The organism is Verrucomicrobium spinosum DSM 4136 = JCM 18804 (assembly GCF_000172155.1).
Taxonomy (GTDB): Bacteria; Verrucomicrobiota; Verrucomicrobiia; order Verrucomicrobiales; family Verrucomicrobiaceae; genus Verrucomicrobium; species Verrucomicrobium spinosum.
In genome coordinates, this window is sequence record NZ_ABIZ01000001.1 from 4,229,962 (window position 1) to 4,247,601 (window position 17,640).

At 59.7% G+C, this 17,640-nt stretch carries 17 protein-coding genes; 10 read left to right on the plus strand and 7 right to left on the minus strand.

Translation table 11 applies throughout. From position 1 onward, the window contains the following. Positions 1 to 201: 201 nt before the first annotated feature. The 5 genes from VSP_RS17110 to VSP_RS17130 all read right to left on the minus strand — a co-directional run bounded on the left by VSP_RS17110 (position 202) and on the right by VSP_RS17130 (position 5,243). Complete coding sequence (locus VSP_RS17110; RefSeq protein ID WP_009962186.1) at positions 202 to 639, minus strand: Fur family transcriptional regulator; 438 nt, start codon at positions 637 to 639, stop codon at positions 202 to 204. 42 nt (positions 640 to 681) lie between these two features. Beyond that, positions 682 to 1,161 (minus strand): cupin domain-containing protein, encoded by a 480-nt coding sequence (locus VSP_RS17115; protein ID WP_009962187.1) that lies wholly within the window; start codon positions 1,159 to 1,161, stop codon positions 682 to 684. Positions 1,162 to 1,202: 41 nt separating this feature from the next. Next, the gene (gene lipA / locus VSP_RS17120) at positions 1,203 to 2,105 is read right to left on the minus strand and encodes a lipoyl synthase (RefSeq protein ID WP_009962189.1); all 903 of its coding nucleotides are present in this window, start codon (positions 2,103 to 2,105) and stop codon (positions 1,203 to 1,205) included. 141 nt (positions 2,106 to 2,246) lie between these two features. Further along, a complete protein-coding gene (locus tag VSP_RS17125) occupies positions 2,247 to 2,708 on the minus strand; it encodes a type III secretion system chaperone (protein ID WP_081452580.1) in 462 nt (153 codons plus the stop codon). Positions 2,709 to 2,759: 51 nt separating this feature from the next. Beyond that, entirely contained in the window at positions 2,760 to 5,243 is a 2,484-nt protein-coding gene (locus VSP_RS17130) for a hypothetical protein (protein WP_009962192.1), read from the minus strand. 168 nt (positions 5,244 to 5,411) lie between these two features. Here VSP_RS17130 and VSP_RS17135 point away from each other — a divergent pair, with 168 nt between their 5' ends. From VSP_RS17135 to VSP_RS39595, 6 genes are all read left to right on the plus strand, one after another. Beyond that, positions 5,412 to 5,837: an OsmC family protein gene (locus tag VSP_RS17135; RefSeq protein ID WP_009962193.1), complete on the plus strand. Its 426-nt coding sequence runs from the start codon at positions 5,412 to 5,414 to the stop codon at positions 5,835 to 5,837. 106 nt (positions 5,838 to 5,943) lie between these two features. Further along, entirely contained in the window at positions 5,944 to 6,948 is a 1,005-nt protein-coding gene (locus tag VSP_RS17140) for an ROK family protein (RefSeq protein ID WP_009962194.1), read from the plus strand. A gap of 3 nt (positions 6,949 to 6,951) precedes the next feature. Then, on the plus strand, positions 6,952 to 8,517 hold the full coding sequence (locus tag VSP_RS17145; protein WP_009962195.1) for a Ppx/GppA phosphatase family protein: 1,566 nt from the start codon (positions 6,952 to 6,954) through the stop codon (positions 8,515 to 8,517). A 27-nt stretch (positions 8,518 to 8,544) separates the two neighbouring features. Continuing rightward, entirely contained in the window at positions 8,545 to 10,656 is a 2,112-nt protein-coding gene (ppk1, locus tag VSP_RS35925; RefSeq protein ID WP_009962196.1) for a polyphosphate kinase 1, read from the plus strand. Between the two features lie 12 nt (positions 10,657 to 10,668). Beyond that, entirely contained in the window at positions 10,669 to 11,259 is a 591-nt protein-coding gene (locus VSP_RS17155) for an RDD family protein (RefSeq protein ID WP_009962198.1), read from the plus strand. 23 nt (positions 11,260 to 11,282) lie between these two features. Further along, a complete protein-coding gene (locus VSP_RS39595; RefSeq protein WP_009962200.1) occupies positions 11,283 to 12,194 on the plus strand; it encodes a phosphotransferase in 912 nt (303 codons plus the stop codon). Positions 12,195 to 12,288: 94 nt separating this feature from the next. Here VSP_RS39595 and VSP_RS17165 read toward each other — a convergent pair whose 3' ends face one another. After that, a complete protein-coding gene (locus tag VSP_RS17165; RefSeq protein WP_009962202.1) occupies positions 12,289 to 12,630 on the minus strand; it encodes a glycine zipper domain-containing protein in 342 nt (113 codons plus the stop codon). A 462-nt stretch (positions 12,631 to 13,092) separates the two neighbouring features. On the opposite strand from VSP_RS17165, the gene VSP_RS17175 reads away from it, so the two are divergent. The 4 genes from VSP_RS17175 (at position 13,093) to VSP_RS17190 (ending at position 16,696) form a co-directional block, all read left to right on the plus strand. After that, positions 13,093 to 15,030, plus strand: a complete 1,938-nt coding sequence (locus VSP_RS17175) for a sensor histidine kinase (protein WP_009962204.1) — start codon at positions 13,093 to 13,095, stop codon at positions 15,028 to 15,030. Further along, positions 15,027 to 15,689 (plus strand): response regulator transcription factor, encoded by a 663-nt coding sequence (locus VSP_RS17180; protein ID WP_009962205.1) that lies wholly within the window; start codon positions 15,027 to 15,029, stop codon positions 15,687 to 15,689. Before VSP_RS17175 ends, VSP_RS17180 begins: the two co-directional genes overlap by 4 nt. A gap of 36 nt (positions 15,690 to 15,725) precedes the next feature. Further along, on the plus strand, positions 15,726 to 16,142 hold the full coding sequence (locus VSP_RS17185; RefSeq protein WP_009962207.1) for a response regulator: 417 nt from the start codon (positions 15,726 to 15,728) through the stop codon (positions 16,140 to 16,142). 161 nt (positions 16,143 to 16,303) lie between these two features. After that, on the plus strand, positions 16,304 to 16,696 hold the full coding sequence (locus VSP_RS17190) for a hypothetical protein (protein ID WP_009962209.1): 393 nt from the start codon (positions 16,304 to 16,306) through the stop codon (positions 16,694 to 16,696). 697 nt (positions 16,697 to 17,393) lie between these two features. Here VSP_RS17190 and VSP_RS17195 read toward each other — a convergent pair. Continuing rightward, positions 17,394 to 17,573 (minus strand): hypothetical protein, encoded by a 180-nt coding sequence (locus tag VSP_RS17195; protein WP_198141179.1) that lies wholly within the window; start codon positions 17,571 to 17,573, stop codon positions 17,394 to 17,396. Positions 17,574 to 17,640 lie beyond the last annotated feature (67 nt).

A 17,640-nucleotide genomic window follows, 5' to 3' on the forward strand; every position in this document is an offset into this window, starting at 1 on the left:
TCAAGCACCTTACATCAGGGGCGTCGCACGAACCTCCGATGTCGCTGGCCCAGATGGACAGCCCCCTCACCCCTAGGAACAACACCTGAGCGCGCAGCGCTTTGGGGACAGCGGTGAGCATCACCGCTTTCGCTCCCTTTGTGATCTCCTCACACCTACTCGCCCTCACCAGCGCCTCCTCGCCCGTGACTCCCCCGCGCATCACGCGCAAAGTGGGCAGACCCCAAAAAACTCCAGCTCGTGATAGAGCTTCTTGAACCCCGACTGTTTCGAAATCTTCGCCTCCAGCGCTTCCACTGGGCAAGCGATATCGAGCTTCTCAATCACTCCGCACTCGGTGCAGATCAGATAGTCACTGTGCTTCCCCGGTACGTTCAGTGTGTAATACGCGGAGCGGTCGTGCAGCCCCAAACGCCGCAGAATGCCCTGCTTCTCCAGCCGCACCAGCAACCGGAACACGGTAGCCCGGTCACAGCGGTCCTTCAGCGTGGGAGAATCCGCCAGATCCGCCAACGTAAGCGGCTTGGCGGTGGCGATCAACAGATTGAGCAGTTCCTCAAGCGCCCAAGTTCTCCGCAGGCCAACCTCCCGGCATCGGGCAATGGTGTCATTGAGCAGGGTATCCTCGGGAGACGGCATCCATTAAAGGTCGCAAACGTCCCGCCCATGCGCAAGCCCCAGCTATTCTTCGCCTTCGTAATAATCGGCATCCGAGACCTGCACCACACGGTTATCCGGCTTGAGCATTTTCCTCCCGGACCGGGGGTAAGTGATCACATCCGCCCGATGATGGTCCGCCAAAACGTAGTAAACCAGCGCCTCCGCACCCTCGTCGGCAGTGATCTGATGAAACTCCCCGGGATGACAGATCACATGATCTCCCGGCCCGATCATCTCCTCGCCGCCCACTCCAATCAGGCGGCCGCGACCGGAAATGACGAGGTAGTATTCCGTCTGAGCGGCATGCGCATGCAACGGGAAATTGGTCTTGCCCGGTGGCACCGTCACCAGCTCCACATCAAACGGATGGCCCCCGCCCCACGGACCCGTGTCTTTGATGCCACCCAGCGCCAGGGAGACATTCTGACGCCTAACTTCAAAGCGACCTCCCGGCGACCGGCGGTGTTCCACCGGCACCGAGTTTACATTCACCTTCTCCATGGCATTGAGACGTCCAGACGCCCTTCCATGACCCTGGAAACTCAGTCCAGATCCAGCTCCGGCTTGAAGTCCGCAGCGTGATAAGAACTGCGTACCAGCGGCGCACTGGCAACATGGCGGAAGCCTTTCTTCAGCGCGATCTGCTTGTAGTTCTCAAACGTGTCGGGGTGAACGTACTCCACCACTGGCAGGTGATTGGCAGACGGGCGCAGGTACTGCCCCAGGGTCAGCACGGTCACGCCGTGCTCCAGCAGATCGTCCATGGCCTGGAAGAGTTCCGGCTCTGTCTCACCGAGGCCCAGCATCAGGCCGCTCTTGGTGGCCACCTTGCCACCCAGTTCCACTGCCATTTCCTTGGCGCGCTTCAGCACGTTCAGGCTGCGATGGTACTTGGCGCGGGAACGCACCAGCGGAGTCAGACGCTCCACCGTCTCCAGATTGTGGTTGAAGATCTCCGGCTTCGCCTTCATCACGGTCATGAGGGCGTCGTCCTTGTCATTGAAATCCGGCACGAGAATCTCAATCGTGATGCCCGGCTGGACTTCACGAACCGCCTCGATCGTCCTGGCAAAGTGTTCCGCACCACCGTCTGGCACGTCATCTCGGGCCACGGCCGTGATCACGATGTGGTTCAGTTTCATCCGCTGAACGGCCTGGGCGACCCGCTGGGGCTCGTCTGCCTCCAGCGCAAAGGGCTTGGCCGTCTTCACCGCACAGAATCCACAGGCCCGTGTGCAGCGGTCGCCCGCGATCATGAAAGTTGCTGTGCCCTGGCTCCAGCACTCCCAGCGGTTGGGGCATTGGGCCTCTTCGCAGACGGTGTGCAGGCGCAAGTCGGAAATCAGGGACTTCGTGCTCCAGAACACGGGGTCACGCGGGAGCTTCACACGAATCCAGTCAGGCTTCTTTTCTGTGTGCAGCGCAGGGTCAATCTTGGGCGTCATTGCAATGGTGATCGTACGCAGGAAGTACGGCTCCACAAGGACGGAAGGTGCCGGAAGTTCAGAGAACCGAACTTCCTCCCTCCCACCGTCGTGACTTCCGGCTTGTCTTCGAATGACCTCGCAGCCCGGGTTGGGACTGTCTCAAGCCCGAATCATGCTCGCTGCCACGTCCTCATTCCCGGGAGCCGCACGCCCCACCGGTGCCGTCTGGGCCGAGTTCGCCAGACGAGCCGTCCAATCCTCCGCTGCATCCACGAAACTTCCCACCGCCTCGCCAAAGGCGGCCCCTGTGAGCCCGTCTCCTTCAAAGGTTCTAAACAAGACAATCTCCCGCTCCAGCGGATCAAGTGAAAGGACCGCACCACCTGTTTCCGCGCCGAACAGATTGCCTTCCAGGAGGATCTGGAACACGTGCTCCTTGTTTTCCACCGGCACCTTGCCAAGCACTGAGTAAATCTGGAGCTTGGAACTGCTTGGCTCATGCTCGAGGTTGAGGGTCACTGACCCGTCGAAAACCAGACGAGCACATCCTTGATCGTCGAACTGAAGGCCGGAGATCCCCATCTGGGAGCCGAGTTCTGAAAGTAACGAGACTGCGTTCATATGAAAGGAATGAAAAATATACGGGCTAATGGTGGGACACGACAGAGAGGCTCAGTCTTTGGGCCTGAGGTTGTACTCAAACTCGGGGCGGCCGACCGTAGAGACTGATTTGTCCGGCGCGATATCCATGGTGAACCCCAGGCTGAAGTGGCTCTGGTCCTGCTCCAGCTCCTTGGGGGTGGAGCCATCCAGCGCATAGTAGTGGCTGGCTTCGTCAACGGACTGATGATACAGCGCACGGAAGCCCCCCTCGGGCTTCTTCTCGAAGGTGAAGCTTTTGTGCTCCTCCCCGCTAAGCATTACGGGCGTGCCATCTTCCAGGCGGATAAAACCGTCAACGGGTGAGCCCATGGCCAGCTGGAAGCACGCCACGGTGCCCTGGTGCACATATTGCGACACCGCCCAGAGCATCTCGGCATCATCCCCAAAGAACTCTTTGAGCCGGGTCAGAGCCTCCTTTGTGGCCTCGTCCTTAAGCCGGGTCACCTCGGATTCCGGCGCATCTTTCGGGATCACAGGGTACTTGTAAACGTTCTCCACGCCTTCCGCAGTCTTGATCTTGAAGACCCCGCGTTCCATGTCACGCTTGAAGATCGTGGAGATCTCCAACTCCTCGCCGCTGAAGAGTGTGCCCTTCTCGACCTCCGTCCCGGAGCGGGGCTCACTCAGGGAAGTCTGAAGACGTTCCAGCGCCCCATCAGGCACAGAGCCTTTGACCAGACGGACACCCTTTTCCAGCCCCATTTCTACGCCCAACATGCCCTTGATCGCCTGACGTGCGTCTTCGGGGAGGTCTCTCTGCAACGGGATTTCATCCACCTTCTGCAAGTCGGGCAGCCCGCGGCGCTCCGCTTCGATCTCTACTTTCTCCTTAATCCGGGTCAGATTCGTCCCCAGATTGGTCAGCTCCTTGGAGAGTGCCTCATGGCGAAGGTCCGCCTCATGGTAACCGGCAAAACGTGATCCCGCGTCCACCAGACATTCGCCAAATGACTGCATGCCTTTTGCCTGGAACGCATTAAAGATCTCCGCGAGTTCCTCATCGGAAGCCCCAGCCAGAGCTGCGGCACCCGCTTCAGCCCGCCAGCGATAGATCGCATCCGGATCATCCAGCTTGCGACCCAGTTGCATCCATCCATTCCGCACCTCATCCTCCATGGTGGCGAAATCCGTGAGCGCTGCGATCACCTCCGCGTAGTCACCAGAGTTCACCACCTTGGTGACCAGAAGCAACCCTGCGGTGTATTGCTTCTCCAACTCCACCTCGCGTTTCCGGATTTCTGCCGTCAACGTTTTCTCAGGGCCGGTCACTCCCAGCGCCTTCAGAGATGACTTCAGTTGATGGAGCTCGCGGTTCGTCAGGCCGGAGAGGTCATGCGCTCCTTCTGTGAGCAGCTTTTCCAGATGCGGCTTCAGTTCCTGAAGGCGGGTCTCCACCTGCCCATCCTCCACCAGGTCGTGGATTTCGCCATGAGACTTGAGCACTCCTAGATGGCGCATGGTGGAGTCCAGGTCCTGGATCAGTTCCCCGAGTTCTGGGGTCCCCACATCCTCGCGGCCGAGGATGCTGGTGGCTCCAGCGATGAACCCCTGTTCAGCATCGATCTGCCTGCTCTCAACCACACGGCCAATCGTGTGGCGCACCTCAAACGTGGATGCGCCATTCCAGGTGTCAGGAGCCTTGCGCAGCTCCAACAAAGTCTCGCTGCTCAGGAAGGTGAGCGCATGTTTGAACTGGGCCAGCGGCACCGGCCCATGCTCAGGCGTGTTAACCATCTCACTCACCGTCTCTGTCACAAGCGCGAGCGCCAGATCTGTATTTTCGCCATACTGGCGCAGCGCGTCTTCGGCAAAGGACTTCATTTTGGCGAATTCCTCCTCCACAGGATCCCTTGTCACGCCCTCGGTGATCACCAGTTGACGCAACTCTTCCAACACGGGAGCGAATGCGGTCTTCGTCCTCTCCATCACCCGGGACTGAATCTCCTGCGTGACCGCCTGTTGAATCAGGTCCAGATGGGACTTGATGCCCTCATCGCCTGCGAGCTCGCTCAGTTGAGCCTGTGCCACCCCATCACGCAGCCCGGCCAGCTCTGCCGGCGTCATGTTCTCCAGGTTCACGGCAAGGCGATGCGCCAAGACCTCATTGTACTCGCCTCCCCGGCGCAGCACCGGCCCCATCACCTCCGGCAGTTTGGCCAGTGCGCTGCGCACCCGGGCTTGATCCACCGGATGATCATTGGCCTGACTCAGTGCCCCGAGCAAGTTGCCCACTTGTTTGCTGGTCGCGGCAAGCCCACGGCGAAACTTGTCTTCGCTTCTCACCCCGCTGGGCGTGATCGCATTCAGCACCCGGCTCGCCAGATTGCTCACCTTGTGCGCAAACTTCTGGAGGGTCACTCCAAAGGATCGCGGTGCCTGTGGCTGTGCCAACTCCACCCGCCGTTTCCCAAGTTTGCCCAAGGCGTGATCACCGAATCCGGTGTTCAGCGGGGTGGCATTGAACTGACCAATGACAGTGGGCATCGAAGGCATGACACGAAGAGGATCAAGATTGAAACGAAAGAAACGGACGAACCGCCAACAATCCTATCACTCCCCGTTTGCCCGCCAGAGTTACGAAGATTCCGCCGTTGCCCGTGCAACACGATCTGCAAAAAGTTGCACTTGATCCCCCATTGGAATGCGTTTCAGAATCACCTTATGAAGCGTAAAGCATCTGCGATCTGGAACGGCGGCCTCAAAGACGGCAAAGGCACCCTCACGACGGAATCCGGCGTCCTCGACGCCACGCCCTACTCGTTCTCCACCCGGTTTGAAGGAGAGAAAGGCACCAACCCTGAGGAACTGATTGGAGCGTCTCATGCCGGCTGCTTCTCCATGGCCCTCTCCATGATCCTGGGTCAGGCTGGCCTCACCCCTGAGAAAATCGAGACCACTGCCACCATCACCTTGGAGCAGGTTGCGGGCGGGTTCTCCGTGACTGCGAGTCATCTTGATGTCTTCGTGACCATTCCGGGTGCCGATGCGACCCAGTTCCAGGAAGCGGCAGAAACGGCAAAAGCCAACTGCCCCATTTCCAAGCTCTTGAACGCCAAGATCACAATGGACGCCAAGCTCATTGCTTGATTCAGCTCTTCTGTTTCCTGCCGGAGTCCCATGATCGACCCCGGCGGGATTCACTTGGTTCACATTGTCACTTGCCATTTGTGTTTCCCTTTGGGAATACCACCACATGCCAAAGAAAGTCTCTGCCCGTCCCGCCAGTCCCACGTCCAAGCCATTTTGGATCGGATTTGACCTCGGAGGAACGAAGATGCTGGCCTGTGTGCTGGATGAGAACTACCAGGTGCTGGGAACCGCCCGCAAGTCCACGCAGGGATCGCAAGGTGCCGCCAAAGGCATCAAGCGCATCGTTGCCACTATTCAGGAGGCCATCCAGGCTGCCGGGGTGGATCCCGCCAATCTCAAAGGCATCGGCATCGGCTGTCCTGGCACAGTAAACTCGGCGAGAGGCATCCTCATTCACGCCCCCAATCTGGGCTGGAATAAAGTCTCTCTCGGTCCCGCTCTGGGCAGGGCCCTGGGCTGCCCGGTGATCATCCTCAATGACGTGGATGCCGGCACCTACGGCGAGTACACGCTCGGAGCAGGTCGCGGCTCCCGCTCCTTGCTGGGTGTATTTCCCGGAACCGGACTGGGGGCTGGCTTCGTCTATGACGGTCGCATCGTCCAGGGGCGGAACGTCTCCTGCATGGAGCTGGGCAACCTCTGGCTACCTGGGACCCATCTGGGTTCGGAGAAACCAGGGGCTGTACTGCTGGAAGACCTCACCAGCCGCCTCGGCATAGCCGCCGCCGCCAGCGTAGAGTGCTACCGCGGCAAGGCTCCGGGCCTTGAGACCAAAACGGGGGCCGCCCTCAAGGAGATGAAGAGCAAGGCCCTCACCACCTCCTACAAAGCGGGCGAACCCGGCACCGTGGCCGTCTTTGACAATTCCCTTCACTTCCTGGGCATGGGCATAGCCATGGTCGTCAACCTCCTCGGCCCGGACCACATCACTCTGGGCGGAGGTCTGGTGGAAGAGATGCCCGCCCTGTATCTCAAAAAGCTGCGTGAACACGTGGCCCACTACACCATGCCCGAGCTCTTCCAGGGTGTGAAGTTCTCCGTCGCCAAGCTCGGTGGCAACGCTGTCGCCATCGGCTCGGTCGCCTGGCTACGCAATCAACCGTCCTGATTCATGTCCCAAGTCAAGTCTCCCTCCGCCTCCCCGGTCGCCGCGGAGACATCGGCTGTCGTGCACTTTGGTGCCACTTCGGTAACTCTCCTCGTCGGCGAAAAAGACGGGTCGGGGGTCGTATCCATTCTCGATTATCTGGAGAAGCCCCTGCCTCTCGCCAGGGACATTTTCCGCACCGGCCTGGTCTCCCGCCCGGTCATGGAACAGGCTGCCTCCATCCTCAAGGAGTACCAGCTCACGCTAGAGGAGTACGGAGTGCCCGCCTCCACGTTGCGCTGCTTCACCACGAACATCCTGGCGGAAGCGGCCAACCATGAGATCTTCCTGAACCGCATGCAGGTCACCAGCGGCACTCCGGTGGACCTCATCGATGATGGCGACATGACCCGCCTCATCTACCAGACCGCTGTGCGTCTGCTGAAGAGCAATCCGGCGATTGCGAATGCCAACACCCTGGTGTCCCACATCGGACCCGGCAACACCCGCGCTCTACACTTCATCAAGGGACGTATCATCGCCTACAGCAGCTATCGCCTGGGCATCTTCCGTACCCGTGAGGCTGTGTCACGGAGCGAAGCGGGTGCCGCCCGGCATCTGGCGCATATCGAAGAACAGATCCGTGGTGTGGTGGACCATCTTGCCACCGACTACACCGAATCCACTCCGGACTTCCATGTGGCCATCGGCTCGGAGATTCAGTCAGCCGCGCCCTTGATCGTCAAACCGGAACAGGGTGCCTCCCAGATCACGCTCAAGCAGCTGGAGAAGTTCACTGAGGGCATCGCCGCCATGTCTGCGGATGAGATGGTGCGCAAGCTCCACCTGCACTACACCGGCAGTGAGGGCATGACCGCAGCGCTCCAGACCAACCTCGCCCTGGCCCGCCGTTTCAATGACAAGGTGATCGTCGTCCCTGAGGGAGATTTTCAAAAGGACCTGCTCATGGACCTGCTGGCCAACAACCCGCAGACCAAGACCTTCCAGGACGAGGTGCTCCAGGCGGCCCGGGAGATCGCCAAAAAGTACAAGACCGACCACAAGCACGCTGAGCATGTCGGCAGGTTTGCCCAGCAGATCTTTGCCGAGCTGAAGGACCTGCACGGTCTGGATGCCAAGTACGAGCTGCTGCTTCGTGTGGCTGCCATCCTCCACGAGACCGGCATGTTCGTCAGTGCGCGGGAGCACCACAAGCACAGCCTCTACCTGATCATGAACACGGAGATCTTCGGTCTCAGTGCCAAGGATCGCACCATCGTGGCCCTTCTCGCCCGCTACCACCGCCGGTACAACCCGGACAACAACCACCCGCACTTCTCGGATCTCTCGCGCGCCGACCGCATGACCATCTTCAAGCTGGCCGGCATCCTGCGCGTGGCAGATTCACTGGACCGCAGCCACTCCCAGCGTATCAAGGCCGCCCGCTTCCGTCGTGAGGCCGACTCCTTCATTATCGAGACCCCGGGCGTCGAGGACACAACCGTGGAGCAGCTCGCGATCAGCTCCAAGTGCGACATCTTCCAGGAGATCTACGGGTTCGAGGTGATGCTGCGTTCCACCCCTGTCTAAACGAGACCCCATTTTGCCAGTGTGAGCATGAAAACCGACCAATTCTTCAATCGTGAACTGAGCTGGCTTGCGTTCAATGAACGCGTGTTGGAAGAGGCTGCCAAGGACACGCTGCCTGTCCTTGAGCGCGTCAAATTCATCGCCATCACCGCATCCAACCTGGATGAATTCTTCATGGTCCGGGTGGGTGGGCTGCAGTTCCTGAAGGATGCCAACAAGCGGGTGCGGGACCTCGCGGGCCTCACCCCCACCCAGCAGCTTGCCCAGATCCGCGAGCGCACCCTCCACTTCATCGACACCCAGTACGAGATCCTCAACCTCCATCTGCGCCCCCTGCTGCGTGACAAGGGCATCCGTCGCATGATGCCGGATGAATTGACTCCCGGCCAGCGCACCTATCTGCACGACTACTTCAACGAGCAGATCTTCCCGGTCCTCTCCCCCATCGCCGTGGATCCCGATGAGGAGCGCATCGCCCTGCCCGCTCTCCACATTCTCCTCATGAGCGAGGTGCGCTCTCGCGAGGAAGAGAAGGCCCCGGAGACCGTCCGCTATGTGGTCTTCACCGTGCCCCCCAGCCTGCCGCGCCATGTAGTCATCCCAGACGTCGAAGGTGCCACCCATTCCTACATCAATGTGGAGGACCTGGTTGAGATGTTCATCCACCAGTACTTCCCTCAGGAGCAGGTGCATGGCACGGCCCGGTTCCGCATCAGCCGCAACAGCGACATCACCCTGGATGATGAAAGCGCCCAGGATCTCGCAACGGAAATGGAGCAAATCCTGGTGGCCCGGCAGTCATCCAGCACCATACGGCTGGAAATCGAAGAAGAGAGTGACGTCACCCCCAGCCTGGTCAAATCCATTCAGAGGCTCTGCGATGTCAATTCCAGCCAGACCTACATGATCCCCGGTGAGCTGGACCTGCGCTCCTGCTTTGGGCTGGCCTCCCTGCCAGGCTTCGAAAATCTCAAGGTCGCCCCCTGGCCGACCTCGGAGATCCAGGAGGTCGAGGACGCAGTGAGCATCTTCGATCTCATCCGTGAGGACGACTTGCTTCTTCACCACCCCTACGAGTCCTTCGAACCCGTTCTGCAGCTTGTTGAGCAGGCCGCCACAGACCCGAATGTGATCGCCATCAAGCAGATCCTCTACCGCACAGCCAAAAACAGCCGCATCATCAGCGCCCTCATCAAGGCAGCCCAGGCCGGCAAGCACGTGACGGTGCTGGTGGAGCTCAAAGCGCGGTTCGATGAAGCACGCAACCTGGAGCGCGCTGAGGACCTGCTCAATGCCGGTGCCCAGATCATCTACGGCGTGCGAGGTCTCAAGACGCATGCCAAAATCTGCCTCGTCCTGCGGCGTGAGGCCGGGCGCATGATGCGCTACTGCCACTTCGGCACCGGCAACTACAACGAGGCCACCTCCCGCCTCTACACAGACATCAGCTACCTCACCTGCCGGCCGGAATATGGAGCAGATGCCACATCCTTCTTCCACACCGTCACCGGCCGCTCCCGCTTCGTCCACTTCCAGCGCATCAGCATGGCCCCCTTTGGCCTGCGGGAGCGTCTGGTGGAGATGATCCAAAGCGAGACCGAACGCGCCCGCCAGGGCGAGGCTGCCGAGATGAAGCTAAAAATGAACTCCCTGGAGGATCCCCAGATGATCCAGGAACTCTATGCCGCCTCCAAGGCCGGCGTGAAGGTGCATCTTTGCGTCCGCGGCATCTGCTGCCTCCGCCCAGGCATCAAAGGCCTGAGCGAAAACATCCGCGTCGTCAGTATCATCGACCGTTATCTGGAGCACGGTCGCATTTTCTGGTTCCGCCAGGGCGGCAATCCCGTCGTCTTCATCGCCAGTGCGGATTTCATGAACCGGAATCTCAGCAAGCGCGTGGAACTGCTCACCCCAATTGAGGACGCCGATGCCCGCAAGCGTCTGGAAGAGCTTCTGGACACGCAGTTCGCAGACACCGTCCAGGCTCGTGAACTGGACAAGGATGGGGTGTATCTCCCGGTGAAAACGCTCAAACGCAAGCCGCTGCGCTCCCAGGAATACTTTGCCAAACAGGCCGCTCGCCGACATCGCTCCAGATCCCAGTCGCCCGATCTGCTGGTGCCTCACGTGCCCAAGTAAGGTGACCACCCGATGAGTGACACCCCACGCGGCCTGGCGCGGCAGGCAGTAGCCTCTACCCCCGAGACGACGAAGTACCACACCTTCTGGCCCCGCCTGTGGGCCCTGGTGGTGGACGTCGTGATCGTCCTCCCCTTCATCAGTCTGGGGGAATTCCTCCTGCATCCAGAGCGGGGGCAGTCGTCGGTGATCTCGGGTCTGGCTCTCGCTACTTTTCTACCCATCTGCTACCGCACGCTCATGCATGCCCGCTTTGGCCAGACCGTCGGGAAGATGGTCGCGCGGGTGAAGATTCTCGATGCCTCAGAGTCGCGGGGTCCCTCGTTCTGGCAATGCCTGGTGCGGGACCTGCCGGAGTACCTGGTCGCCACCTTGACGGCCTATCATACCATTGAACTGGTGCAACTGGGCCAGTATCAACCAGACCAACCCGACCGGAGCACCTTTGCCCAGATGATTGATCTCAGCTACATCACGTGGTGGTTCGCCGAGGGCATGGTCCTCTCCGCCAACTTCCGGCGTCGCGCCATTCACGACTGGCTGGCGGGGACGGTGGTGGTCAAGTGTCCGCCCAAACGCAGAAATCGGCCCCAAAAGGTCTGACGCGCCTCTGCCCCATCATCCTCATGTCGTCACTCGACCTTCCCATCCGCGCTGCTACCGAAACTGCCGTCCGCCACGGCATTCAACCTGATCGCTGTGACATCCTGCAAAATGCCAGCACCCTGGTCCTTCGGTTGACCGAGAACCTCGTGGCCCGGGTGGTGACGGATGTGGACGGCCCGCGCAAAGGCACAGAATGGTTCGCGAGGGAGAATGCCATCGCCGCCCACCTGACCCGTCACGGGGCACCGGCCATCCCGCTCCATCCAGACCTGCCCCCAGGGCCCCACGAGCACCTGGGTTATACACTGAACTTCTGGCAGTTTGTCACCATCACAGAAGACCCGCCCGCCAACGCGGCCGCAGGCCGCACGCTACAGCAATGTCATGCGATCTTGAGCAGCTTCCCCGAACCCCTGCCCAGCCTCGCCATCGTCCGGGAGAGCATCGATCTGCTGCAGACACTCCGTGACAAGTCGCTACTCCCCTCACCCACCATTGAGATGCTCGGCGCCCACCTTGAGGAAGCCCTTCAGGTCCTGGCCCATCATCCCCAGCAGGCGCTCCATGGCGATGCCCATCCTGGCAACCTGCTGAACACCACCGGAGGCCTCCGCTGGACCGACTGGGAGGATGCCTTTGCCGGCCCGGTGGAATGGGATGTGGCCTCCTTCATCTGGAATCCCCTGCTCCTGGACAACGATGTCAGCACCGCGAACCAAATTGTCGCCGCCTACTGCAAGGCCGGTGGCCGCCTTGATCTCGAGGCGATGAACCAATGCCTGATTGCGCGCGCCGCCGTCATCACGGCCTGGTATCCGGTGCTCTATCCCAATCCCAACGCAGACCGTCAGAACAAGCTACAGCGACGCATCCATTGGCTGGAAAGCCTTTCGCCACACCGTGGCACTGACTTCGGCTTGATCCTGCCCTGATAAAAAGAAAACCGATGCCTGTTAAGGGCACCGGTTTTCCAACAACACAACAACAACTTTAAGCTAACAACTGAAAGGGGCTGAGCACTCGGCCTCAATAGGAGTATCCGCGGTTGCCGTAGTACCCACGGTCGGAGTAGTACCCACGGTTCGCATAGTAGCGGCGGCGGTCATAGTTCCGCTGGTCCTGCGAATCACCGATCATGTTGCCGCCCAAGGCACCCAAGGCACCGCCAATGGCTGCGCCTTCAAGGCCGCGACCACTTTGGTGACCGACAATGCCCCCTACGGCAGCACCGCCCAGACCACCAACGACCGTGCCCGTTCTGGCGTTCGGACCTGAGGCGCATGAACTCATCATCACCGCCGCCAGAGCAGCTGCGCTGAGGACGGGGATACGATGAAAGAGCCGATTAAGAATGGAGGGATTTTTCATGACTAGTCGGGGTTTGAATTGAGATGACTGGAATCAATTCCGTGATCGGCGTGGTTCGCATGGGGATTTCCTCCGCTGGCCGAGGTGGGGTTCTGTTCCGACGGGAACGTTTTGATTTCTTTGGCAGAGGTATCAGGACGCACGTAGTCAGGAAGGAAGCTGGGGAACTCACGGTGTACGGATCTGATGAATCGCATGCATTCTTATGTGCAAAGCACATGCCAGCCTTGCTCCATAACATTCAATGATCTCACAATGAACGCATTACCACCTTTTGACACCCCATTCATCCTCGATCAATTGGTCTCAGGACGAAGCAATTGGCACGATGCCGAGTGCAGATTGCAAGATGCTTTCCTCGACGGAAGGTCAGTTGTCCGGTAACTTTCGGTAATCTGCCATTGTCGCAGTGATTTTTATCATTCCCGAGATGAGGAATTTGTTGTTTAGAGGCCTGTGACGATGGGTGTTACCTTGGCCAGTTTTGCTTCCAATGGGTTCCGATGGGCGGGCTTCTTGAGCCAGTCGTGCGGGCTGGTTGCGCTTGCCGCTGCCGTGCCAGGGGCCTCGTCTGCACAAAGTCAGCTGTACCGAGCCGAATCTCCGTCAGCAGAGCCCGCGACAGCCTTCGTCTGGCAAGCCAGATCAGACACCCCCTGGGCTACGGGTCTGGTGGCGGCACTGGGAGCTGGGGCCATCGCCGGGTATCTCGTTCACCGGGATCGCAGAAAGCGTTTCGAAATCGCCCTGGAGGGACGCCTCCGCACAGAGAAGTTCATCTCCGAACTATCCGTCTCTCTGATCAACGTTTCTGCCGATCAGATCGATCAGGAAGTCATTCGCGCGCTGGAGAGGATCCAGAGCGTGATGTCCATCGAGCATTGCGTCCTTTTTACCTATTCGCTACGAGCAGAGGCCCTGGTAATCACCCACGAGGCCGACGATCCCCCACGCCCCCCGCTGTCCCAAATCAATGGCTCTAAGTTCCCCTGGGTGCTATCCCATCTGACGGAAAAAGGAACCGTCCGCCTGAACGACACCTCACAGGATCTCCCCCTCGATGCACTTGCCGAGCGGGCAGCGTGTATTGAACTCGGCGTGCGGTCTGCCTTGATCATCCCTCTGCGGATGACGGATGCAGAGGTGCGGGGCGTCGCCTACGCCACCACGAGAGACGCCCGGCAATGGTCAGATGACCTCGCTTCAAGCCTACAGCTGATTGGGGACGTGCTGCTCTCCTCCCTCTCAGCCAAACAGGCAGAAACAGCCCTCCGCCACACCGAGACCAGCATGACGCTGGCAGCGGAGTCTGCCATGCTCGGCTTCTGGCGATGGTATCCCGATGAGAACCGCTCCTGGCTTACCGATCAAGCCCGGGCCATCTACGGATTCGAGAAGGACACCCGGGGCACTCACGCGGATTACCTAAAACGCATCCATCCTGAAGACCGGGCGGCAGCATTGACCCGGTTTGCTCGCGCCATCAAGGTGGACGAGAACTTCGAGCACGAGTACCGCCTCCTCTTCCCCGACGATGACATCCGTTGGGTGGTCGTAAGAGCCCGCCTGGTGCGCAAGCCCAACGGCCGGCTACAGGAGATCGTGGGCGTGAGCATCGACGTCACCAAAGACCGTGAGCAGGAACTGCGCATGCACCGGCAGCACGAGGAAATGGCCCGCCTCGGCCGGGTGGCGGTGTTGGGTGAAATGACAGCCTCGCTGGCCCATGAACTGAACCAGCCCCTCACTGCAATCGTCACAAATGCCTCGGCTGCACGTCGTTTCATGAACCGGGACAATCCCGATCCTGAGATGATGAACGACCTCCTCCAGGACATCACCACCGCAGGGCAGCGGGCCGGGGAGATCATCCGTGGCATTCGCAGCATGGTAAAGCCAGGTGGAGCTGGCAGAGAGGCGCTCGATGTGAACAGTCTCATCTCCGAGGTGCTGAGCCTCATGAAGACAGACATCATGGCCAAGTCCAGCTCGGTGGACTTGGATCTCGCACCACAACTCCCCCAGGTTCACGCCATCGCCGTCCAGGTACAACAGGTGCTCATGAATCTCTTGATGAACGCTCTGGAGGCCATGCAGCACCTGCCGGCAACCAGTCGGCGGCTCACGGTCTCCTCCAGCAGTCCCTCCGGAGAGGCGGTGCACATCTCAGTCCGTGATCTGGGCACGGGCCTGCCCACGGACGTTCCTACCCGGCGGCTCTTTGATCAGTTTTTCTCCACCAAACCAGATGGCATGGGCATGGGCCTTGCCATTGCCCGCTCGATCGTGGAAGGTCACGGCGGCACATTGGAGGCCAGTGACCATCCCGAAGGCGGTGCCAAGTTTACCATCATCCTACCCGTTCGAAAATTCGCACCGCCCAGTTCCAGGCCTGCATGAAAGCCACCTCTTCCCCGCCCGTTGTGTATGTGGTGGATGACGACGAACTCGTCCGCCGAAGCTTGCAGCGGTTGTTCCTGTCGGCCGGTCATGATGCCTTCACCTTCTCCAGCGCAGAGAGCTATCTCCAGCAGGTACTGCCCACCCGGCCAGCCTGTCTGGTCCTCGACCTTCAGATGCCGGGACTCAACGGCTTCGCCCTGCAAGATGAACTGACAGCCCGCGGCTCCCATGAGGGCATCGTCTTCATCAGTGGTCACGGCGACGTGCCAGCCTGTGCCCGCGCCTTGAAAAAAGGGGCGGTGGATTTTTTGATGAAACCCTTTGGGGATGACAGGCTGCTGGCATCTGTGGAGGAAGCACTCGCCTACTCCGAGCGCACTCTGAAGCAGGCGTTGAGCAGGCAGGGCGTGCAGGAGTTGCTGGCCACCCTCACCCCGCGGGAAATGGAAGTACTGCGCGGGGTGATCGCCGGCTACCTGAACAAGCAAATCGCAGCAGATCTGGGCACTAGCGAAAAGACCATCAAGGTGCATCGCGGCAGGGTGATGGAAAAACTGGAAGTCCACTCTGTCGCAGAACTCGTCCGCATGTGCGCCATGATAGGGCTTGAACCGGGATCGGCTGGGGCCGGTCGTGAAGAGGCTGTCTCCACATAGCCGGCTCACCCTGCCAGACACCAAGCAACGGTCCCTATGACGACCCACTTCCCCAACCGTGACCAGCCTCCCGATACTCCGATCTGTGTCGTCGAAGATGACCCCACCGTATTGAGGGCCATTTCCTGGCTGCTCGCTGCTGAAGGGTATGACATCCTTGGCTTCAGTCTGCCGCAGGAGTTTCTCACGCATGTGAGCACGAACAACGTGCCGCTAGTCGTGCTGGATGTGTGGATGGAAGGGATGAGCGGCCTGGAGGTCCAGACCCGTCTCCGGGCCATCTCTCCGACCACCAAGGTCATCATCATGACAGCCAATGCAGACCCTGCTACGCGGTCCCAGGCCGAAGCGGGAGGCGTTGCCGCATTCTTCGTCAAACCCTTCGACACGGACTCTTTCGTCCAGGCCATTGCCGCCATGGTAGGCAGGCGGAAGCCGGCCAGAGTGCCGTAAAGTCCGGCTGACGTTGGACCAAGGTCCAATAGCGACGGGCGAGACGTCGTCGCATATTGTGGCCGTTGAAGCGGATCCTTCCATCGTCGTCTTTACTCCGCATCCCTCTCACCTGTCTGGGGGTCGGCATCGGTGTACTTTCAGCCGCCACCGTGCTGACCATGGCTCCCAAGCTGGCCGTACTCCCCTTGGACGCAATATTGCCCAACACCGCCTGGACGTTTGGCCTTGCCGGACTTGCTTCGGCCCTGGGTACCGGAGCTTGGCTGCTTAAAGCCCCGCGTCCCGGGCATGAAGAGGTTGTTTTCAGAGAACTCCGGGATGCCTGCTCACAAAATGATCCACTGGCTGTCTTTGCGGCTCACACCCGCTGGCTGGCCGCTTTGGACATCGATTCCGAGGACTCATCCGAGATTGAGCTCTTTGCCCCCTTCTCCGAGTGGGAGGAAATGCAGCTCGCAGCAGAAGATGCCTCCCCCCATTGGAAGGGCGAGCAGTTCCTGAGCGTGCTGGAGCAACAGCGCGCTTCATACTTGGGCGAACGCCGCGCCTGAGAGGCTGGCCACATCCTGCAAACTAGGGCATCTCCCGGTTTCAACTGCGGTCCACCCCCACTTTTTTCAGTCAGTTGACTCGGCATTGGACTTTGGTCCAATATCATTAAACTGGCTAATGGGCTAGGATGTGGCATCAGTTTGAGAGAAACAGAAGCCATTCACCGCCTGATGTCCCCTTCCCTGTATGCCGCAAGCTTCCGCCGCCACAACGGCTCCGGTCTCTGCTTGGGCATGGGAAGCCAATGAGACTCCGGTACGGTGCGCATCATTTCAGCACGGGCAACGTAACCAAAGTATTCCGAAAACCAGCTGTAAGGAGTCAACAGCTTGATCTTGGATGGGTCTCGGAGATTGGAAACAAGGTTGCGTTGCCCGGCGCTGAACCCTCAAAAAATTGATGGTTCGGGCCTGAAGGTGCCAAGAGAGAGGCGCCCGCACTGTTGATGAACGTTCGCCGGTGGTAGGATGAGCATTCATATCTGAGGCGGCAAAAATCTCTCCCGCCTGTAGCGTTGATGGCTGATCAAACTCGGAACACTCTTCCCAAGAAGCTGAAGGCCCGAGCCCCCGCCAACAGCCAAAATCAGTGTCCGCTCTGGAGACGCGCAAACTGAGGCATCAGCCGCCACACATACCTTCAACCCATCCGGTCTGATGGCTTCGATGCCTCCAGCATCAGATGACACATTGCCCCTTAATTCAGGATGCTCTCGAACCACATGTCCGTGCGCTCCTGACGGGCTTGAATCCGTGCCTTTCTCCGGTCCATCTTGGACTGGTACTTCTCGTTCCTCTGCTTCAGCTTGTAATAGTACTCCGTATCATCCTGCGTGGAGGAGCAGGAGGTGAGGGCGATGCTGGCCAGAAGAAGCATGAGAATAACTCGGAAATACATGCGCATGAAATACAATGTCCGGGCTGGGAAGTAAATGCTTTGGTGA